The 14639-nt window shown below is 58.8% G+C and carries 16 protein-coding genes; 14 read left to right on the top strand and 2 right to left on the bottom strand.

The features are described 5' to 3' along the window. The first annotated feature begins 45 nt into the window (after window positions 1-45). The 7 genes from B9P63_RS14655 to B9P63_RS14630 all read left to right on the top strand — a co-directional run bounded on the left by B9P63_RS14655 (window position 46) and on the right by B9P63_RS14630 (window position 5752). Complete coding sequence (locus B9P63_RS14655) at window positions 46-1578, top strand: acyl-CoA carboxylase subunit beta (RefSeq protein ID WP_085310313.1); 1533 nt, start codon at window positions 46-48, stop codon at window positions 1576-1578. An 18-nt stretch (window positions 1579-1596) separates the two neighbouring features. Continuing rightward, window positions 1597-1941 carry a hypothetical protein gene (locus B9P63_RS14650; protein ID WP_085310130.1) on the top strand — a complete coding sequence of 115 codons (345 nt, stop codon included), beginning with the start codon at window positions 1597-1599 and terminating at the stop codon, window positions 1939-1941. Further along, on the top strand, window positions 1938-2333 hold the full coding sequence (locus B9P63_RS14645) for a DUF6497 family protein (protein WP_085310128.1): 396 nt from the start codon (window positions 1938-1940) through the stop codon (window positions 2331-2333). The genes B9P63_RS14650 and B9P63_RS14645 overlap by 4 nt, the downstream gene beginning before the upstream one ends. A gap of 214 nt (window positions 2334-2547) precedes the next feature. Continuing rightward, on the top strand, window positions 2548-2694 hold the full coding sequence (locus tag B9P63_RS19270; RefSeq protein ID WP_176219175.1) for a hypothetical protein: 147 nt from the start codon (window positions 2548-2550) through the stop codon (window positions 2692-2694). Between the two features lie 81 nt (window positions 2695-2775). Continuing rightward, window positions 2776-3135 (top strand): hypothetical protein, encoded by a 360-nt coding sequence (locus B9P63_RS14640; RefSeq protein WP_176219177.1) that lies wholly within the window; start codon window positions 2776-2778, stop codon window positions 3133-3135. Window positions 3136-3382: 247 nt separating this feature from the next. Next, window positions 3383-3592, top strand: coding sequence for a YMGG-like glycine zipper-containing protein (locus B9P63_RS19265; protein ID WP_085310124.1), 210 nt, complete (start codon window positions 3383-3385; stop codon window positions 3590-3592). A 114-nt stretch (window positions 3593-3706) separates the two neighbouring features. Continuing rightward, window positions 3707-5752: an acetyl-CoA carboxylase biotin carboxylase subunit gene (locus B9P63_RS14630; RefSeq protein WP_085310122.1), complete on the top strand. Its 2046-nt coding sequence runs from the start codon at window positions 3707-3709 to the stop codon at window positions 5750-5752. Between the two features lie 93 nt (window positions 5753-5845). Here the strand turns inward: B9P63_RS14630 and B9P63_RS14625 are convergent, their stop codons facing one another. Next, on the bottom strand, window positions 5846-6319 hold the full coding sequence (locus tag B9P63_RS14625) for a DUF4174 domain-containing protein (protein WP_085310120.1): 474 nt from the start codon (window positions 6317-6319) through the stop codon (window positions 5846-5848). A gap of 176 nt (window positions 6320-6495) precedes the next feature. Between B9P63_RS14625 and B9P63_RS14620 the strand changes: the two genes are divergently transcribed. The 7 genes from B9P63_RS14620 (at window position 6496) to B9P63_RS14590 (ending at window position 12949) form a co-directional block, all read left to right on the top strand. Next, window positions 6496-7437, top strand: coding sequence for a hypothetical protein (locus tag B9P63_RS14620; protein ID WP_085310118.1), 942 nt, complete (start codon window positions 6496-6498; stop codon window positions 7435-7437). Beyond that, window positions 7403-9529, top strand: a complete 2127-nt coding sequence (gene scpA, locus B9P63_RS14615) for a methylmalonyl-CoA mutase (protein ID WP_085310115.1) — start codon at window positions 7403-7405, stop codon at window positions 9527-9529. The genes B9P63_RS14620 and scpA overlap by 35 nt, the downstream gene beginning before the upstream one ends. 179 nt (window positions 9530-9708) lie before the next feature. Continuing rightward, a complete protein-coding gene (locus B9P63_RS14610) occupies window positions 9709-10326 on the top strand; it encodes a VOC family protein (RefSeq protein ID WP_085310114.1) in 618 nt (205 codons plus the stop codon). After that, window positions 10323-10805: a GNAT family N-acetyltransferase gene (locus B9P63_RS14605; protein WP_085310112.1), complete on the top strand. Its 483-nt coding sequence runs from the start codon at window positions 10323-10325 to the stop codon at window positions 10803-10805. The genes B9P63_RS14610 and B9P63_RS14605 overlap by 4 nt, the downstream gene beginning before the upstream one ends. 50 nt (window positions 10806-10855) lie before the next feature. Continuing rightward, a complete protein-coding gene (locus tag B9P63_RS14600) occupies window positions 10856-11539 on the top strand; it encodes a molecular chaperone DjiA (protein WP_085310110.1) in 684 nt (227 codons plus the stop codon). Further along, on the top strand, window positions 11539-12552 hold the full coding sequence (locus tag B9P63_RS14595) for an endonuclease/exonuclease/phosphatase family protein (protein ID WP_085310108.1): 1014 nt from the start codon (window positions 11539-11541) through the stop codon (window positions 12550-12552). Before B9P63_RS14600 ends, B9P63_RS14595 begins: the two co-directional genes overlap by 1 nt. Window positions 12553-12568: 16 nt before the next feature. After that, window positions 12569-12949: a hypothetical protein gene (locus tag B9P63_RS14590; RefSeq protein ID WP_245830703.1), complete on the top strand. Its 381-nt coding sequence runs from the start codon at window positions 12569-12571 to the stop codon at window positions 12947-12949. A gap of 42 nt (window positions 12950-12991) precedes the next feature. Here B9P63_RS14590 and B9P63_RS14585 read toward each other — a convergent pair whose 3' ends face one another. Then, on the bottom strand, window positions 12992-14566 hold the full coding sequence (locus B9P63_RS14585; protein WP_085310106.1) for a Ppx/GppA family phosphatase: 1575 nt from the start codon (window positions 14564-14566) through the stop codon (window positions 12992-12994). Window positions 14567-14639: the final 73 nt, after the last annotated feature.

Raw genomic sequence — 14639 nt, 5'->3', positions numbered from 1 at the left:
GGGGCGCTTCATAAGCGCCAAAAACGCGCAAAGAAGGGACATGCGATGAAAGACATCCTGCACGAACTCTCGGACCGGCGCGCCGCCGCACAGCTTGGCGGCGGGCAAAAGCGGATCGATTCCCAGCACGCCAAGGGCAAACTAAGCGCGCGCGAGCGGATCGAGTTGCTGCTCGATGAGGGGAGCTTTGAAGAATACGATATGTTCGTAACGCATCGCTGCACCGATTTCGGCATGCAAGAGCAGCGCCCCGCAGGCGATGGTGTCGTCACGGGCTGGGGTACGATCAACGGACGTATGGTCTATGTCTATTCGCAGGATTTCACGGTTCTGGGCGGCTCGGTGTCAGCCACGCACGCGCAGAAGATTTGCAAGATCATGGATATGGCGATGCAAAACGGCGCGCCTATCATCGGCATGAACGATTCCGGCGGCGCGCGCATTCAGGAAGGTGTTGACAGTCTTGGCGGCTATGGCGACATTTTCCAGCGTAACATCATGGCCTCGGGCGTGGTGCCGCAGATTTCGATGATCATGGGGCCTTGCGCTGGCGGCGCGGTCTACTCGCCTGCGATGACCGATTTCATCTTTATGGTCAAAGACACGTCCTACATGTTCGTCACCGGCCCCGACGTCGTGAAAACCGTGACCAACGAGCAGGTGACGGCGGAAGAGCTCGGGGGTGCCAGCACGCATACCAAGAAATCCTCAGTCGCGGACGGTGCTTTCGAGAACGACGTGGAGGCGCTGGCTGAAGTGCGCCGCCTGGTTGATTTCCTGCCGCTCTCCAATCGCGAAAAGCCGCCGGTGCGTCCATTCTTTGATGATGTGGCGCGGGTCGAGACTTCGCTCGATACGCTGGTGCCGGACAATCCGAACCAGCCCTACAATATGAAAGAGTTGATCACGAAAATCGCTGACGAGGGTGATTTTTATGAAATTCAGGAAGATTTTGCAGGCAACATTCTGACCGGCTTTATCCGCCTTGAAGGGCAGACCGTCGGTGTCGTGGCCAATCAGCCGATGGTTCTGGCTGGTGTTCTGGACATCGACAGTTCGCGCAAGGCGGCGCGTTTTGTGCGTTTTTGTGATGCGTTCGAAATTCCGATCCTGACGCTGGTGGACGTTCCCGGCTTCCTGCCCGGAACGACGCAGGAATATCGCGGTGTGATCAAACATGGCGCAAAGCTGCTCTTTGCTTACGGCGAAGCAACGGTTCCAAAGGTAACGCTGATCACGCGCAAAGCCTATGGCGGTGCCTACGTTGTCATGGCGTCCAAGCATTTGCAGGCAGATGTGAACTACGCATGGCCCACCGCGGAAATCGCGGTGATGGGCGCGAAGGGCGCGACGGAGATCATTCACCGCGCTGACGCCAGCGACGCGGTGAAAATCGCGCAGCATGAGGCGGATTACAACATGCGCTTCGCCAATCCATTCGTCGCCGCCGAGCGCGGGTTCGTCGATGAGGTGATCCAGCCGCGCAGCACGCGCAAACGGATCAGCCGAGCCTTTGCGGCACTGCGTTCCAAGAAGCAAAGCATGCCGTGGAAAAAGCACGATAACATTCCGCTGTAAGCGAAAGGGCATCTCAGGATGACGCAGAAAAACTGGCATATTCAGCGCAGCGGCGCTTGCGTGACGCTCGCGCGGCATCTGCCTGCGCGCTTTGATGTCAGTGCCACTGCGCGGTTCCCCTTGGTCGCGCGCACGCGGCTTGCGCATCAAATCCGCCAAGATATGTGGCGGGCTTTACAGAACCTGCGGGGTTTTTCGCCTGTCGTTCAGATTGAACAGATCGAAGACGGATTGTCCGTGACGGCGGGCGGGCGGCTTGGCCCTCCTATTTCGGGGCAGGTGTCGCAAAAGATCGACGCATTGCTGCACGATGGCGCGCTGCGGGCACGCTGGATCAAATGCGCCGGGGGTGTTCGGACATGACGTTCACCGCGCGCAGTTTGCTTGTGCTGAGCGTTGTCGCAGGCACGGCGGCGAGCGGGCAAATGCCGATCACCTTGCCCTCGGGGCAATCGGTGAGCTTTGTCGAAAAGCGCGTTGATCTAGAGGCGGATATCGTGCGACTGCGTTTTGTTGCGCCAGATTTGGCGAGCCCGCTGACACGCCCGAGCTTTGAAGACCTGAGTGCAGATCTGCAAATGCTCTGCGATGATTTCGGGCTGAACGTGGTGCTAAAGGATGCGCCGGTTCCAGCGCAAATCGTGGTGTCGCTATCGTCCGAACCGGTCGAGTTCGGCGTCGCAAATACTGATGTAGAGCAGGTTTTTGAGGCCTTTAGCGTCCAAAACGGTACCTGCATGTTGGAGATGTTTTGATGAAACCACAATATGTTGCGCAGCGAAGCTCATCCGAGCGGGGAGTTGAGGCTTTAGCGTCACAACGCGCGGGCTTGGACGCCTGTGGATATCTTTTTGCTACGCGCTCGCGTATCTTTGGCGGCAGGTACACCCAAGTGACCTACACCTCGAGAGGGACAGGGTTGCGGGATTGTCTCGCAAAACTGAGTAGCAATTGTGACAGGAGATTAATATGTCCAAGAGCATCAAATTGTTGGCAGTGTTCGGCGTTGTATTCGCAGCGTCCGCATGTGCGCGCAAAGCACCGGTTGAAGAGTTCGTTGTGGTTGACCCCGCGCCGATCTCGATGGAGCCAGTTTACACAGGTAAGTACAAGTAACTTATCTGCGGGGCAGGCGTTCGCGCCTGCCCCGACCCTGCCGACCACCTGCTCCGGGGGTGCGTCATGGCACTAGATTATATGCACAAGCACCGCGGCTTTCCCGGCCGCCTTCCCGGTACAGATTTCCAATTTACCCTGCGCCGCGCCAATCCCAAGGGCGCAACGCCGCTGGAGCGCCGTGAGCGGCGCTCAGATCGCAGACCTGCGGATCGGCGCGCGGATGCCGCCTTCGTTACAGCCCTTTGGGAGCAATTTGGCGATCAGCCGTTCGAGCGCGGCAATCTGGACGCCGGGCGTCTCAGCTGGCTCTTCGGGCGCGAAGTGCTGCCCTATGACGATCCGTTCGATCCCGCGGATTACGAAGCCAAGTTGATCCTTGATCCACGCGCCGCCGCTATGTCCTTTCCAGACGTTACCGATTGGGGAAAATCGGCATGAATTCGCTTGTGCCTTTGGATTTCCGGCAAGATCGGGCCGCTTTGCAAGCAAAGCGCGCCAAAGGCTATGCACGCGGTTCTCTGGACTGCACAGTGAATCCTGTCAGCCCGAGCAGATGCAACAATGCGTTTCGCGCCAAAGGCTTTCGTAACCCTTCCCCTTGGCGGCGGTCTGGTGCTACGCTGCATCTGCTGCCGCCTTTTTTCATTTCTGCGGTAGATATACATAGCATTGAAAGAGAAATAAAATGTCGAACTTCGCAAAAATCACAACCGCACTCGTATTGTCCGTCGGCCTTGCAGGTTGCGTCTCGCAACCGGATCGCCAGGTTCAGGGCGCAGCAGCAGGCGCAGCCGTTGGCGCGCTCGCAGGGGCGGCCATTGGTGGCAGCAACTCCAATATCGCCGCAGGCGCGCTTCTGGGTGGTATTACCGGCGCGGCCATCACGGCCAACTAAAAACCGTTTCGCGCAGCGCCCCGCGCCGCGTCTTCATATCCACGTAAACGCCGCTTTGTCCATTTCGGGCAGGGCGGCGTTTTGCGTTTTTCAAGTCACGAAAAGGACCTCCACATGTTCAAAAAGCTCCTGATTGCCAACCGCGGCGAGATCGCGTGCCGCGTTATCAAGACGGCCAAGAAGATGGGCATCACCACTGTCGCCATCTACTCGGACGCGGATAAAAACGCATTGCATGTGGAAATGGCCGACGAGGCGATTCATATCGGCCCGCCCCCGGCGAACCAGTCCTACATCGTGATCGATAAGGTGATGGAGGCTGTCAAAGCCAGCGGCGCAGAGGCGGTGCATCCGGGCTACGGCTTCCTGTCCGAGAATTCGAAATTCGCCACCGCATTGCAAGAGGCTGGCGTCGCGTTTGTCGGGCCGCCCGTCGGCGCGATTGAAAGCATGGGGGACAAGATCACCTCCAAGAAGATTGCCCAAGAGGCCAATGTATCCACGGTTCCCGGCTATATGGGGTTGATCGAGGACGCTGATGATGCGGTTAAGATTTCCAATCAGGTCGGCTATCCCGTGATGATCAAAGCCTCTGCAGGGGGCGGCGGGAAAGGCATGCGCATCGCATGGAACGACGCCGAGGCGCGCGAGGGGTTTCAATCCTCCAAGAACGAGGCGGCTAACAGTTTTGGCGATGATCGTATTTTCATTGAGAAATTCATCACCCAGCCGCGCCACATCGAAATTCAGGTGCTTTGCGACACACATGGCAACGGCATTTATCTGGGCGAGCGCGAGTGTTCGATCCAGCGCCGCCAGCAAAAGGTTGTCGAAGAGGCGCCAAGCCCCTTCCTTGACGAAGCCACGCGCAAAGCGATGGGCGAGCAGGCCGTCGCATTGGCACAGGCGGTTGGCTATGCCTCTGCGGGCACGGTGGAATTCATCGTGGATGGTGCCAAGAATTTCTACTTCCTCGAGATGAACACACGCCTTCAGGTGGAGCACCCTGTCACGGAGTTGATCACAGGTGTCGACCTCGTCGAGCAGATGATCCGCGTCGCCAATGGTGAGCCGCTGAGCATCACGCAAGACGATGTCACGCTCACGGGTTGGGCGATCGAAAACCGTCTATATGCCGAAGACCCTTATCGTGGTTTCCTACCCTCGATTGGCCGCCTCACGCGCTATCGCCCGCCCGTAGAGCAGGCCGCAGGTCCGATGCTGGAGAACGACAAATGGATGGGCGATGCCAAGCCCGCAGAGGTTGCCGTGCGCAATGACACGGGCGTCTATGAGGGCGGCGAAATCTCCATGTATTACGACCCGATGATCGCCAAGCTATGTACATGGGCCACGACGCGCGAAGCTGCGATCGAAGCGATGCGCGTCGCGCTGGATACCTTCGAGGTCGAGGGCATAGGTCACAACTTGCCGTTCCTTAGTGCGGTCATGGATCACCCGATCTTTATTGCGGGCGAAATGACGACGGCCTTTATCGAAGAGCAATATCCTGACGGTTTTAACGGGGTCGATCTGCCCGAGGGTGATCTGCGCCGTATCGCGGCGGCCAGCGCTGCGATGAACCGCGTTGCCGAAATCCGCCGTGCGCGTATTTCCGGCACGCTTGATAACCATGAACGCCACGTGGGCGAGGCATGGAACGTCGCGCTGCAAGGTCTTAGCTTTGATGTGGTGATCGCTGCCGATCAAGGCGGCTCCACGGTCACTTTCGAGGATGGAACGGCACTGCGCGTTAGCGGCAAATGGACGCCGGGCGATCCGCTTGCGAACATGTCTGTGGATGGCGCACCGCTGGTGATGAAAGTTGGCAAAGTGTCGGGTGGTTTCCGCATTCGCGCGCGCGGCGCGGACATCAAAGTGCATGTGCGCACGCCGCGACAGGCCGAACTTGCGCGCAAGATGCCCGAGAAGATCGCGCCGGACACATCCAAGTTGCTGCTTTGCCCGATGCCGGGATTGATCGTGAAGATCGATGTTGAGGAGGGCGACGAAGTGCAGGAAGGTCAGGCGCTTTGCACGGTCGAGGCGATGAAGATGGAAAATATCCTGCGCGCCGAAAAGAAGGGCACAGTGTCCAAGATCAACGCCGCTGCAGGCGACAGCCTTGCGGTTGATGATGTGATCATGGAGTTCGAATAGAGCGATGTCTACTCTCGCTGATCCCCTAGCCGTTCCTCTCACGTGGCTCGCCCGCGTGCGTGTGCGGACGGCCGGGTTCAGCGGGAAAGTGGTCTATTCAGATGCGGACAGCGGGATGACGCGCCGCTCGCGGACTTCGCGTTGCCGCGACGGGGTCTTGTCGATGACGCGGGTCAATTCTCGCACGTCCCACGGCGAGGCTTTTCGTAGCTTTATGCCACCGTCTTTGCCGATCAGCACAAGCATAAACCCACGGGGCCGCAAGGCCTTGCGCAGCGCGCCACTCATGCTTGGGTCTGTGTCGGTCAAAATGACCACATCGCGCTCGCGCAGTTCTTTCGCCGCGCCTTCAAACAAGAGCATTTGCTGCGCGAACCTTGGATCTTCAGCGCTGTCTGCGAAGACCACGACAGGGCGCGCAGTCCACAGAAAGTCGTTCAAATTGTCGCTATCGGAGGCGGTGATCTCCTCCCAGGCGGATGTTTCCCCGGTGACGGGGTCGTCTTGCGCGAAAGCGGGTGAAGCCGCAAAAAGCGCTGCAAAAACAAATGACAAGAACGATTTCATGGGGTCTCCTCTTGAACCCAATATAGGGGGCAGGGCGGTGATTGCGATGGCTGATATGTCATTGATCGCGCAAAATTGCGCCTTTAAGGGAAAAAACATCACTTTGAGCCAGACCTTGCAAGCACGCGCTTGGCCCGATTGGGGGCAAAGCGCGCTATATCGCAAGGGAAACAGGCGTGGACGTTATTTTGCAACTGGGTGCGCATCGCACGGCAAGCACGAGTTTCCAACTCTATCTGCGCCAGAGCAGCGCGGCCTTGGGCGAGCAGGGCGTCGGTTTTTGGGGGCCTGTGCGGCTGCGCGGAGGAATGATGCACGGTGTCATGCCCGATGCGCTGCACGGGCGCGGCCCCATGGCTTTCACGCGCGCTCAGGGGCGCATCGCGCTCAATTTGCAGCGCTCGCAGCAGATGGGCCTCGGGCAAATTATTGTGTCGGACGAAAACCTTCTGGGCAAGATGCGCCACAATATTTCGTCCCACAGCCTCTACCCTTCGGCAGGCGAGCGGATCGCGCGCACGATCGCGGCTTTTCGTGGCAGCGTCCGCGTTATTCATCTCTCGACGCGGTGCCTGAGCAGTTACTGGCCTTCGGCGCTCAGCTTTTGCATTCCACGCGGTTTGCAAGTGCCCAAGCCCGAGCGCTTGAGCGCCCTTGCGCAGCAACCGCGCAACTGGCGCGACGTGATCACCGATATCTCCGCCGCTGCGCCGCAGGCCGCGATTTTCGTCAGCAGTTACGAGCGTTTCGCATCTCGCCCGCAGGCTTTGCTCTCGGGTCTACTGGGCATGCCCGCGCCGCCGCTGGGCAAGCAAATCTGGCGCAATGCACGCCCCGGTGCACAGGATCTGGCGCGCTTGCCGCTCAGCGAGAACGAGCTTGCGCGCCTTACGGCGCAAACCGAGGGCACTACATGGCAACCGTTCTCTCGGACGCAGCGCGCGATGCTGCAAGAACGCTACGCCGACGACCTTTTCTGGCTGCGCGCAGGCGCGGACGGATTGGCACATTTTTTGGAAGACGCGGCGCCTGCACAGATGGGATATCCCGCATCGCAGCGCGCTTTGAGCAAAGGACAGAGATATGACACAAGACAAAACATGGCGCGCCCTGGCTGAAAAAGAGCTGCGCGGACGCCCGCTTGACGATCTGACATGGAAAACGCTCGAAGGCATCGACGTCAAGCCGCTCTACACGGCGGCGGACACCGATGGCCTGCCCCACATGGGGGGCATCCCGGGCGAGGCACCGTTTACGCGCGGTGTGAAAGCGACAATGTACGCGGGGCGCCCTTGGACGATCCGTCAATACGCAGGCTTTTCCACCGCCGAGGCCAGCAATGCCTTTTATCGCAAAGCCCTCGCGGCAGGCCAGCAAGGGGTTTCCGTGGCCTTTGATCTGGCCACACACCGCGGTTATGACAGCGACCACCCCCGCGTGGAGGGCGATGTTGGCAAGGCAGGCGTTGCGATTGACAGTGTCGAGGATATGAAAATCCTCTTCGATCAAATCCCGCTCGATAAGGTATCTGTCTCCATGACGATGAACGGTGCGGTCATCCCGATCCTTGCCAATTTCATTGTCACCGGCGAAGAACAGGGCCATGATCGCGCGCTGCTTTCGGGCACGATCCAGAACGACATCCTCAAGGAATTCATGGTGCGTAACACCTATGTTTATCCGCCTGAACCCTCCATGCGGATCATCGCGGATATCATCGAATATACCTCTGCGGAAATGCCAAAATTTAACTCGATTTCCATTTCTGGTTATCACATGCAGGAGGCCGGTGCGACCTTGGTGCAGGAGCTTGCCTATACGCTCGCAGATGGTCGGGAGTACGTGAAAACCGCCATGGCGCGTGGCATGGATGTGGATAAATTTGCGCCGCGTCTGTCGTTCTTCTTTGCGATCGGTATGAATTTCTTCATGGAAGCGGCAAAACTGCGCGCTGCGCGCTTGCTCTGGCACCGCATAATGACCGACCTTGGTGCGCAGACCGAAAAGTCTAAAATGCTGCGCACCCATTGCCAGACTTCGGGTGTGTCCTTGCAGGAGCAAGATCCCTATAACAACGTCATTCGTACCGCTTACGAGGCGATGGCGGCGGTTCTTGGCGGCACGCAAAGTCTGCATACCAACGCTCTTGACGAAGCGATTGCGTTGCCCACGGACTTCAGCTCGCGCATCGCACGCAATACCCAGTTGATCCTTCAAGAGGAAACCGGCGTGAGCAACGTGGTCGATCCGCTGGCAGGGTCGTACTACGTGGAAAGCCTGACGAACCAGCTTGCTGAGGAAGCCTGGAAGCTGATCGATGAAGTCGAGGAAATGGGCGGAATGACCAAAGCGGTCGCCACCGGCATGCCAAAATTGCGCATCGAAGAGGCGGCGGCAAAACGCCAGGCCAACATCGACAAGGGCGTTGAGGTGATCGTCGGCGTCAACAAGTATCGCCTTGAAAAGGAGGATGCGATCGACATCCTTGACATCGACAACGACGCGGTGCGCAAATCTCAAATCGCGCGGCTCGAGAGCATTCGCGCTAGCCGCGACAACGCGGCCGTGCAAGCGACGCTCGATGAAATTACCCGCCGCGCCAGCGAGGGTGGCAACCTCCTGGAAGCGGCCGTGGCGGCGTCGCGCGCGCGCGCCAGCGTAGGAGAAATCAGCATGGCTATGGAAAAAGTGTTCGGGCGTCACCGCGCCGAGGTCAAAACGCTGGCAGGGGTCTACGGTGCAGCCTATGAGGGCGATGAAGGTTTTGCTGCGATCCAGAAATCGGTCGAAGATTTTGCGACCGAAGAAGGGCGCCGCCCGCGCATGCTCGTTGTGAAAATGGGCCAGGACGGCCATGATCGCGGGGCCAAGGTCATCGCGACCGCTTTCGCGGATATCGGCTTTGATGTCGATGTCGGCCCGCTGTTTCAAACCCCCGATGAAGCGGCGCAGGACGCTGTGGACAACGACGTTCATGTGATTGGTATTTCCAGCCAGGCCGCGGGGCACAAGACCCTCGCGCCCAAATTGGTGCAAGCGTTGAAGGACAAGGATGCGGGCGATATCATTGTCATCTGTGGCGGCGTGATTCCACAGCAGGACTATGATTTTCTCTACAAGGCAGGCGTCAAAGCCATCTTCGGCCCGGGCACGAACATTCCCAAAGCCGCTCAGGACATCTTGCAAATCATCCGCGAGACGCGCACATAATTCGAGCGAGGGTGCCGCGCGCGAAAAGTCCGTGCGCGGACGCTTCTCTGGTCCCTAAATACCTCGGGGGAGCTTGATCTTCGATCAAGCGGGGGCAGCGCCCCCAAACCGCTCGCGCTTATGCGCGAGTAACCCTGTGCACCGCGAATGCAGTGCTCGATTTGAGCGAGTAAAAACCGATGCGTGACTTAAAACTGGATCACCTTGCCGTCAGCGCCGCCAGCCGCGATGCTGCGCGTGCGCATGTCGAAGAGGCGCTGGGCGTTTCGATGCAGCCGGGGGGGGCTCACGAACGCTTTGCGACGCACAACCACTTGCTTGGCCTTGCGGATGGTCTCTATCTCGAAGCGATATCGATTGATCCGGATGCGCCCGTACCCGCGCACCCGCGCTGGTTCGATCTGGACAATTTCTCCGGCCCGCCTCGCCTGAGCAACTGGATATGCGCCGTTACCGATTTGACAAGCGCGCTCGCGGACTGGCCGGAAGCCGGCGATGCGGTCGCACTTGAACGCGGTGCTTTACAATGGCAAATGGCGGTGCCGCCAAGCGGTGCGTTGCCCTTTGACGGGCTGTTCCCGCCACTGATCCAATGGCAGGGCGATCTGCATCCGGCTGCGATGCTCGAGCCGAGCAACCTGCGCCTCAAGGCGCTGACGCTCAGACTGCCGCAGGCGCAGGCATTGAAAGCGCGGCTTGGCATCATCGAAGGTGCGGTCTTGCGTTTCGAGATGGCGCAAGCCCCCGAACTCATTGCTGAATTCGATACGCCCCACGGGCTGCGCGTTCTGACATGATCATTCGAGCCGCTTGTGCCGGTGACGCGGCAGGCATCTGCGCGCTGTGGAACCCTTTGATCAAAGACACCGCGACGACCTTCACGACGGCACCGAAGACCGAAGCCCAGATCACCGCCGATATTAGCGCTCGCGAAGGGGCGTTTTTTGTCGCGGCGCAGGGCGATACCGTTCTGGGGTTTGCCACCTATTTCGCGTTTCGCAGCGGCCCGGGATATGCGCGTACCAAAGAACATTCGATCAACCTTGCACCGCAAGCGCGCGGCAGCGGGGCAGGGCGCGCGTTGATGAGCGCGCTGGAGCTGCACGCAAAATGCGAGAATATTCACAGCCTTTGGGCAGGGATCAGTAGTGAGAACCCTGCTGGCGTGATTTTTCATGAGCGCATCGGCTTTAAACATATCGCGCGCTTGCCCGAAGTCGGTTTCAAGTTCGATCGCTGGATGAACCTTATCTTGATGCAGAAAATCCTGCGCTAGAGGTGACGCTACGCATGGGCATTTGCGGCGATGGCGCGTAAACTTGCGCCATGTCACTTTGGACTCGCATATCAGAAGCGCTTGCAGCGCTGACCAGCGGCGAAGGGCTGACGGCGATTTTTGATCGCTTGCGCAGTCCTCCCGAACGCTCGGTCGCCTTTACCATCGCCGTGATCGCGCTTGGCGCGAAAATGGCCAAAGCGGACGGGCAGGTCACGCGCGACGAGGTGACGGCCTTTCGGGAAGTCTTCCAGATCGGCGCCGCCGATGAAGGCGATGCCGCGCGCGTGTTTAACATGGCGCGCCTCGATGTGGCGGGCTTTGAGGAGTATGCCGCGCGCATTGCGGATATGTTCGGCGACCAGCCCTCGACCCTGTGCGATTTGATGGAGGGGCTATTCCATATCGCCATGGCAGATGGTTTTTATCACCCCGGGGAAAACCGTTTTCTCGAACAGGTGGCGGAAATTTTCGGGTTGCCCGACACGGAATTTCGTGCGCTGCGGGCGCGGTTCGTACCCGACGCGATCCCTGACCCCTACACCGTTCTGGGCGTGACCCCCGAAATGAGCCTCGCGCAAATTCGCGGGGTTTGGCGAAAGATGGTGCGCGAAACCCATCCCGATAGCATGTTCGCGCGCGGCGTGCCGCAAGAGGCGATCCGCATGGCTGAAAAACGCATGGTTGATATCAATCGTGCATGGGAAGAAATTACCAAGGAGCGCGCGGCGTGATGCGCTTTGCCTGCTACAATGTGGAATGGTTCGATCGGCTGTTTGATGATGCAGGCAAGCTTCTTAATGATGGCGGCTGGTCGGGGCGGCGCGACGTAACGCGCGCGCAGCAGATCGCGGCGCTGGCACTGGTGTTTCGCAAGATCGACGCGGATGCGATCATGGTAATCGAAGCCCCCGATGATCACGCGGATCGCTCGGGCACGCGCGCGCTGGAGGGGTTTGCCGAAGCGTTCGGGCTGCGCACCTCGAAGGCGTTGATCGGGTTCGGCAACACCACGCAGCAAGAAATCGCGCTGCTCTACGATCCAAGTAAATTAAGCGCGGTGCATGATCCGATCGCGGCTCTGGACGACGCGGCTGCCCCGCGCTTCGACGGCGCGTTTCATATCGATCTGGACATCGACAACCGCGAGGATGAAGTCACGTTTTCCAAACCGCCTTTGGAATTGGCGCTGGAAACGGCGCGCGGCACTAAGCTTCGGATGATCGGCGCGCATCTCAAAAGCAAGGCACCTCACGGCGCGCGCGGGCGCGACGAAGTCATGCGCTTTTCGATCGCCAATCGACGTAAACAACTTGCCCAAGCCGTCTGGCTGCGTGCGCGCATTGACGGGCATCTTGGCGCGGACGAACATCTTATGTTGCTTGGCGATCTGAATGATGGTCCCGGCCTTGACGAGTACGAAAACCTGTTCGGGCGCTCGTCAGTAGAGATTATTCTGGGCGAGGCGGGCTGTCCGTGTTTGTTTGATCCGCACGCGGCGCGTGCGCTGGCGCGAAAAATCGGCGGCGCGCCTACGACGGCGCGATTTTTTCTGAAACAGGACAATCGCTTTTTGCAGGCGCTACTCGATTATATAATGGTGAGTGATAATTTGCGAGCGAAAGCAAAGTCCTGGCGCATCTGGCATCCGTTTGATGACCCTGAATGCTGGGAGAATGAGAGCCTGCGCAATGCGCTTTTGACTGCGTCCGATCACTTCCCTGTGACGCTTGATATCGACATTTGATCTAAAAACCGGAGCGATGCGCTACTATGTCGAGGCTATGAAACAGATTGCACTCACCGCTGCCTTGGCCCTCGCACTGGCATTGCCTGCGCAGGCCGAGGACACAGCGCCCAAGACGGGCCTTAATCTGATGGAGCAGGGCGCGCGCCTTTTGTTTGAAGGCTTGATGGAAGAAATGGAGCCCGCGCTGCGCGAGATGGAGGGGCTGTCCGAGCAGCTTGAACCGGCATTACGCGGTTTCGTGCAGAACATGGGACCTGCGCTGGGGGATTTGCTGGAGCAGGTCGAGGATTTCTCGAAATACCATGCACCGGAAATACTGCCGAATGGCGATATCATTATGCGGCGCAAGTCGGTTGAAGATCTGGAATTGCCTGAGGGCGAAGTTGAGCTTTAGTCGAGTTCCGGCTTGGCGTGGCTTATCGGATCGGGGCTAGGGTCAGGCTTCCGTTGAGGGTTTGGTGAATTTGACTTTTACCTCGGCGTCCAATGAGGAGGCAAGCGAGGCGAGGCGCGCTTCAGCAACTTCGGAGAACAGCGGTTTGGCCGAAGGGTGCAGGCGCAATTCAAGCAGTTTTTTCTTCGGGAACCAGCGCATTTCGCCAAGTTGCGTATCCTTCTCCATCCAGAGCATAGCGCCGAAGCGCATAGCCTTGCCTAAAATTTCCGCCTGTTTCTGCTTTTCGGGCGGCAGCAAATCGAACAGATCGTCAAAGCGTGTACCCTCGCGTTTGTTGCGATAGCGGTGCAGCAAGGCGAGGCCTAGAAAGACGCGCTCAGGATGGCTGAGACCGCCAAGATTGGCGCGGGTCGAGTTGTCGAAACACACTTCGGCGCGATAATCTGGATGGGCGCGCCAGCTGACGTCATGCAGGGAACTGGCCGCTTTTATCAACCGCTTCGTGGTGTAGGGTGCGGATTTGAACAGTGGAATGATGAAGTCGTAGAGCGTTTTGCCAAAGCCCGGCATGCGCGCATCCTTGGCTTCGGCAAAGCGAGCGGATTCGATTAACGGGTCGCGATCGCGCAATTTTTGCGGCATTTGCTCGTAGAGCATGCCCTCGCGGATGCCATAGCTGGATACGGCGATATCGGTGGGTTTGACGCGGGAAACCAAGATTTTCAGTACTTCGGAAGCGATCGGCACCAAGGCCATGCGCGCGCTGGAAATACCGCAGGCGCTGCGCAGGTCTTCGATATCGGATTTGGCGATATATTTAACCGTTTCGCGCACGGATTTCGGGGTCATACGGTATTCATGCAGCACATGCAAAGGATAGCCACGACGGTGCATGTCGATGCGGGCAATGGCGCGCCAAGAGCCGCCAACAAGGAACAAGCGGTCCTTTTGCTCGCCCATGCGCTCGCACAGATCATCAATTACTTCTTTGGCGTAGGTTTTGCGCGCCTTCGCGCCGCCTTTCATACTGAGAAGTTTCAGCGGGCCGAGTGAAGAGCTTACGCATTTCCCCACGTGGCCATCACGAATTTCCGCAAGCTCCATGGATGCGCCGCCGATATCACAGACCAGCCCATAGGAGCCGGGCCAACCGAGCAGGACGCCCTGTGCCGAGAGGCGTGCCTCCTCAGGTCCATCAATGATGTGGACGTTCAAACCGGTCTCCCGCAGGATATCGGCGCAAAAATCCGGCCCATCGGTCGCATCGCGCACAGCGGCGGTGGCGACGGCCGTAAGGGGCGAGATACCGAGGCTTTGCGCGATGGCCTCGAACCGGGCAACGGCGGCAAGGGCGCGTACGCGCCCCTCGGGGTTGAGATGGCCGGTTTCCGCGATGCCCGCGCCGAGGGCACACATGACTTTTTCGTTGTAAAAATAGGCCGGACTGCGCGCTGCACCGTCAAAGATCACAAGGCGTACAGAGTTCGATCCGATATCGACCACGCCAACACGCGAGAGTTTGCGCACGGAAGGATCGTTGAACAATGGCCGCCCGAAGGGGCCGTAGTTTACGGCGCTAAGCTGAGGGGCGTCAGATCGGGGGCCAGCATTCATCAGATCATCCGCGCTATCATTTCTTGTGCCAAGGGTTTACCCGATCACGCCAGCAGGTCAATTGCGCAAACCG

Source organism: Planktotalea arctica, from assembly GCF_002105285.1.
GTDB classification, from domain to species: Bacteria; Pseudomonadota; Alphaproteobacteria; order Rhodobacterales; family Rhodobacteraceae; genus Planktotalea; species Planktotalea arctica.
This window is presented reverse-complemented; position numbering and strand designations above follow the sequence as displayed.

Excerpts from the sequence above, each read along its gene's own strand:
- B9P63_RS14605 (WP_085310112.1), top strand. The coding sequence starts at position 10,323 with ATGATCATTCGAGCCGCTTGTGCCGGTGACGCGGCAGGCATCTGCGCG.
- B9P63_RS19270 (WP_176219175.1), top strand. The coding sequence starts at position 2,548 with ATGTCCAAGAGCATCAAATTGTTGGCAGTGTTCGGCGTTGTATTCGCA.
- B9P63_RS14655 (WP_085310313.1), top strand. The coding sequence starts at position 46 with ATGAAAGACATCCTGCACGAACTCTCGGACCGGCGCGCCGCCGCACAG.
- B9P63_RS14630 (WP_085310122.1), top strand. The coding sequence starts at position 3,707 with ATGTTCAAAAAGCTCCTGATTGCCAACCGCGGCGAGATCGCGTGCCGC.
- scpA (WP_085310115.1), top strand. The coding sequence starts at position 7,403 with ATGACACAAGACAAAACATGGCGCGCCCTGGCTGAAAAAGAGCTGCGC.
- B9P63_RS14625 (WP_085310120.1), bottom strand. The coding sequence starts at position 6,319 with ATGAAATCGTTCTTGTCATTTGTTTTTGCAGCGCTTTTTGCGGCTTCA.
- B9P63_RS14645 (WP_085310128.1), top strand. The coding sequence starts at position 1,938 with ATGACGTTCACCGCGCGCAGTTTGCTTGTGCTGAGCGTTGTCGCAGGC.
- B9P63_RS19265 (WP_085310124.1), top strand. The coding sequence starts at position 3,383 with ATGTCGAACTTCGCAAAAATCACAACCGCACTCGTATTGTCCGTCGGC.
- B9P63_RS14595 (WP_085310108.1), top strand. The coding sequence starts at position 11,539 with ATGCGCTTTGCCTGCTACAATGTGGAATGGTTCGATCGGCTGTTTGAT.
- B9P63_RS14640 (WP_176219177.1), top strand. The coding sequence starts at position 2,776 with ATGCACAAGCACCGCGGCTTTCCCGGCCGCCTTCCCGGTACAGATTTC.
- B9P63_RS14590 (WP_245830703.1), top strand. The coding sequence starts at position 12,569 with ATGCGCTACTATGTCGAGGCTATGAAACAGATTGCACTCACCGCTGCC.
- B9P63_RS14610 (WP_085310114.1), top strand. The coding sequence starts at position 9,709 with ATGCGTGACTTAAAACTGGATCACCTTGCCGTCAGCGCCGCCAGCCGC.
- B9P63_RS14650 (WP_085310130.1), top strand. The coding sequence starts at position 1,597 with ATGACGCAGAAAAACTGGCATATTCAGCGCAGCGGCGCTTGCGTGACG.
- B9P63_RS14600 (WP_085310110.1), top strand. The coding sequence starts at position 10,856 with ATGTCACTTTGGACTCGCATATCAGAAGCGCTTGCAGCGCTGACCAGC.
- B9P63_RS14585 (WP_085310106.1), bottom strand. The coding sequence starts at position 14,566 with ATGAATGCTGGCCCCCGATCTGACGCCCCTCAGCTTAGCGCCGTAAAC.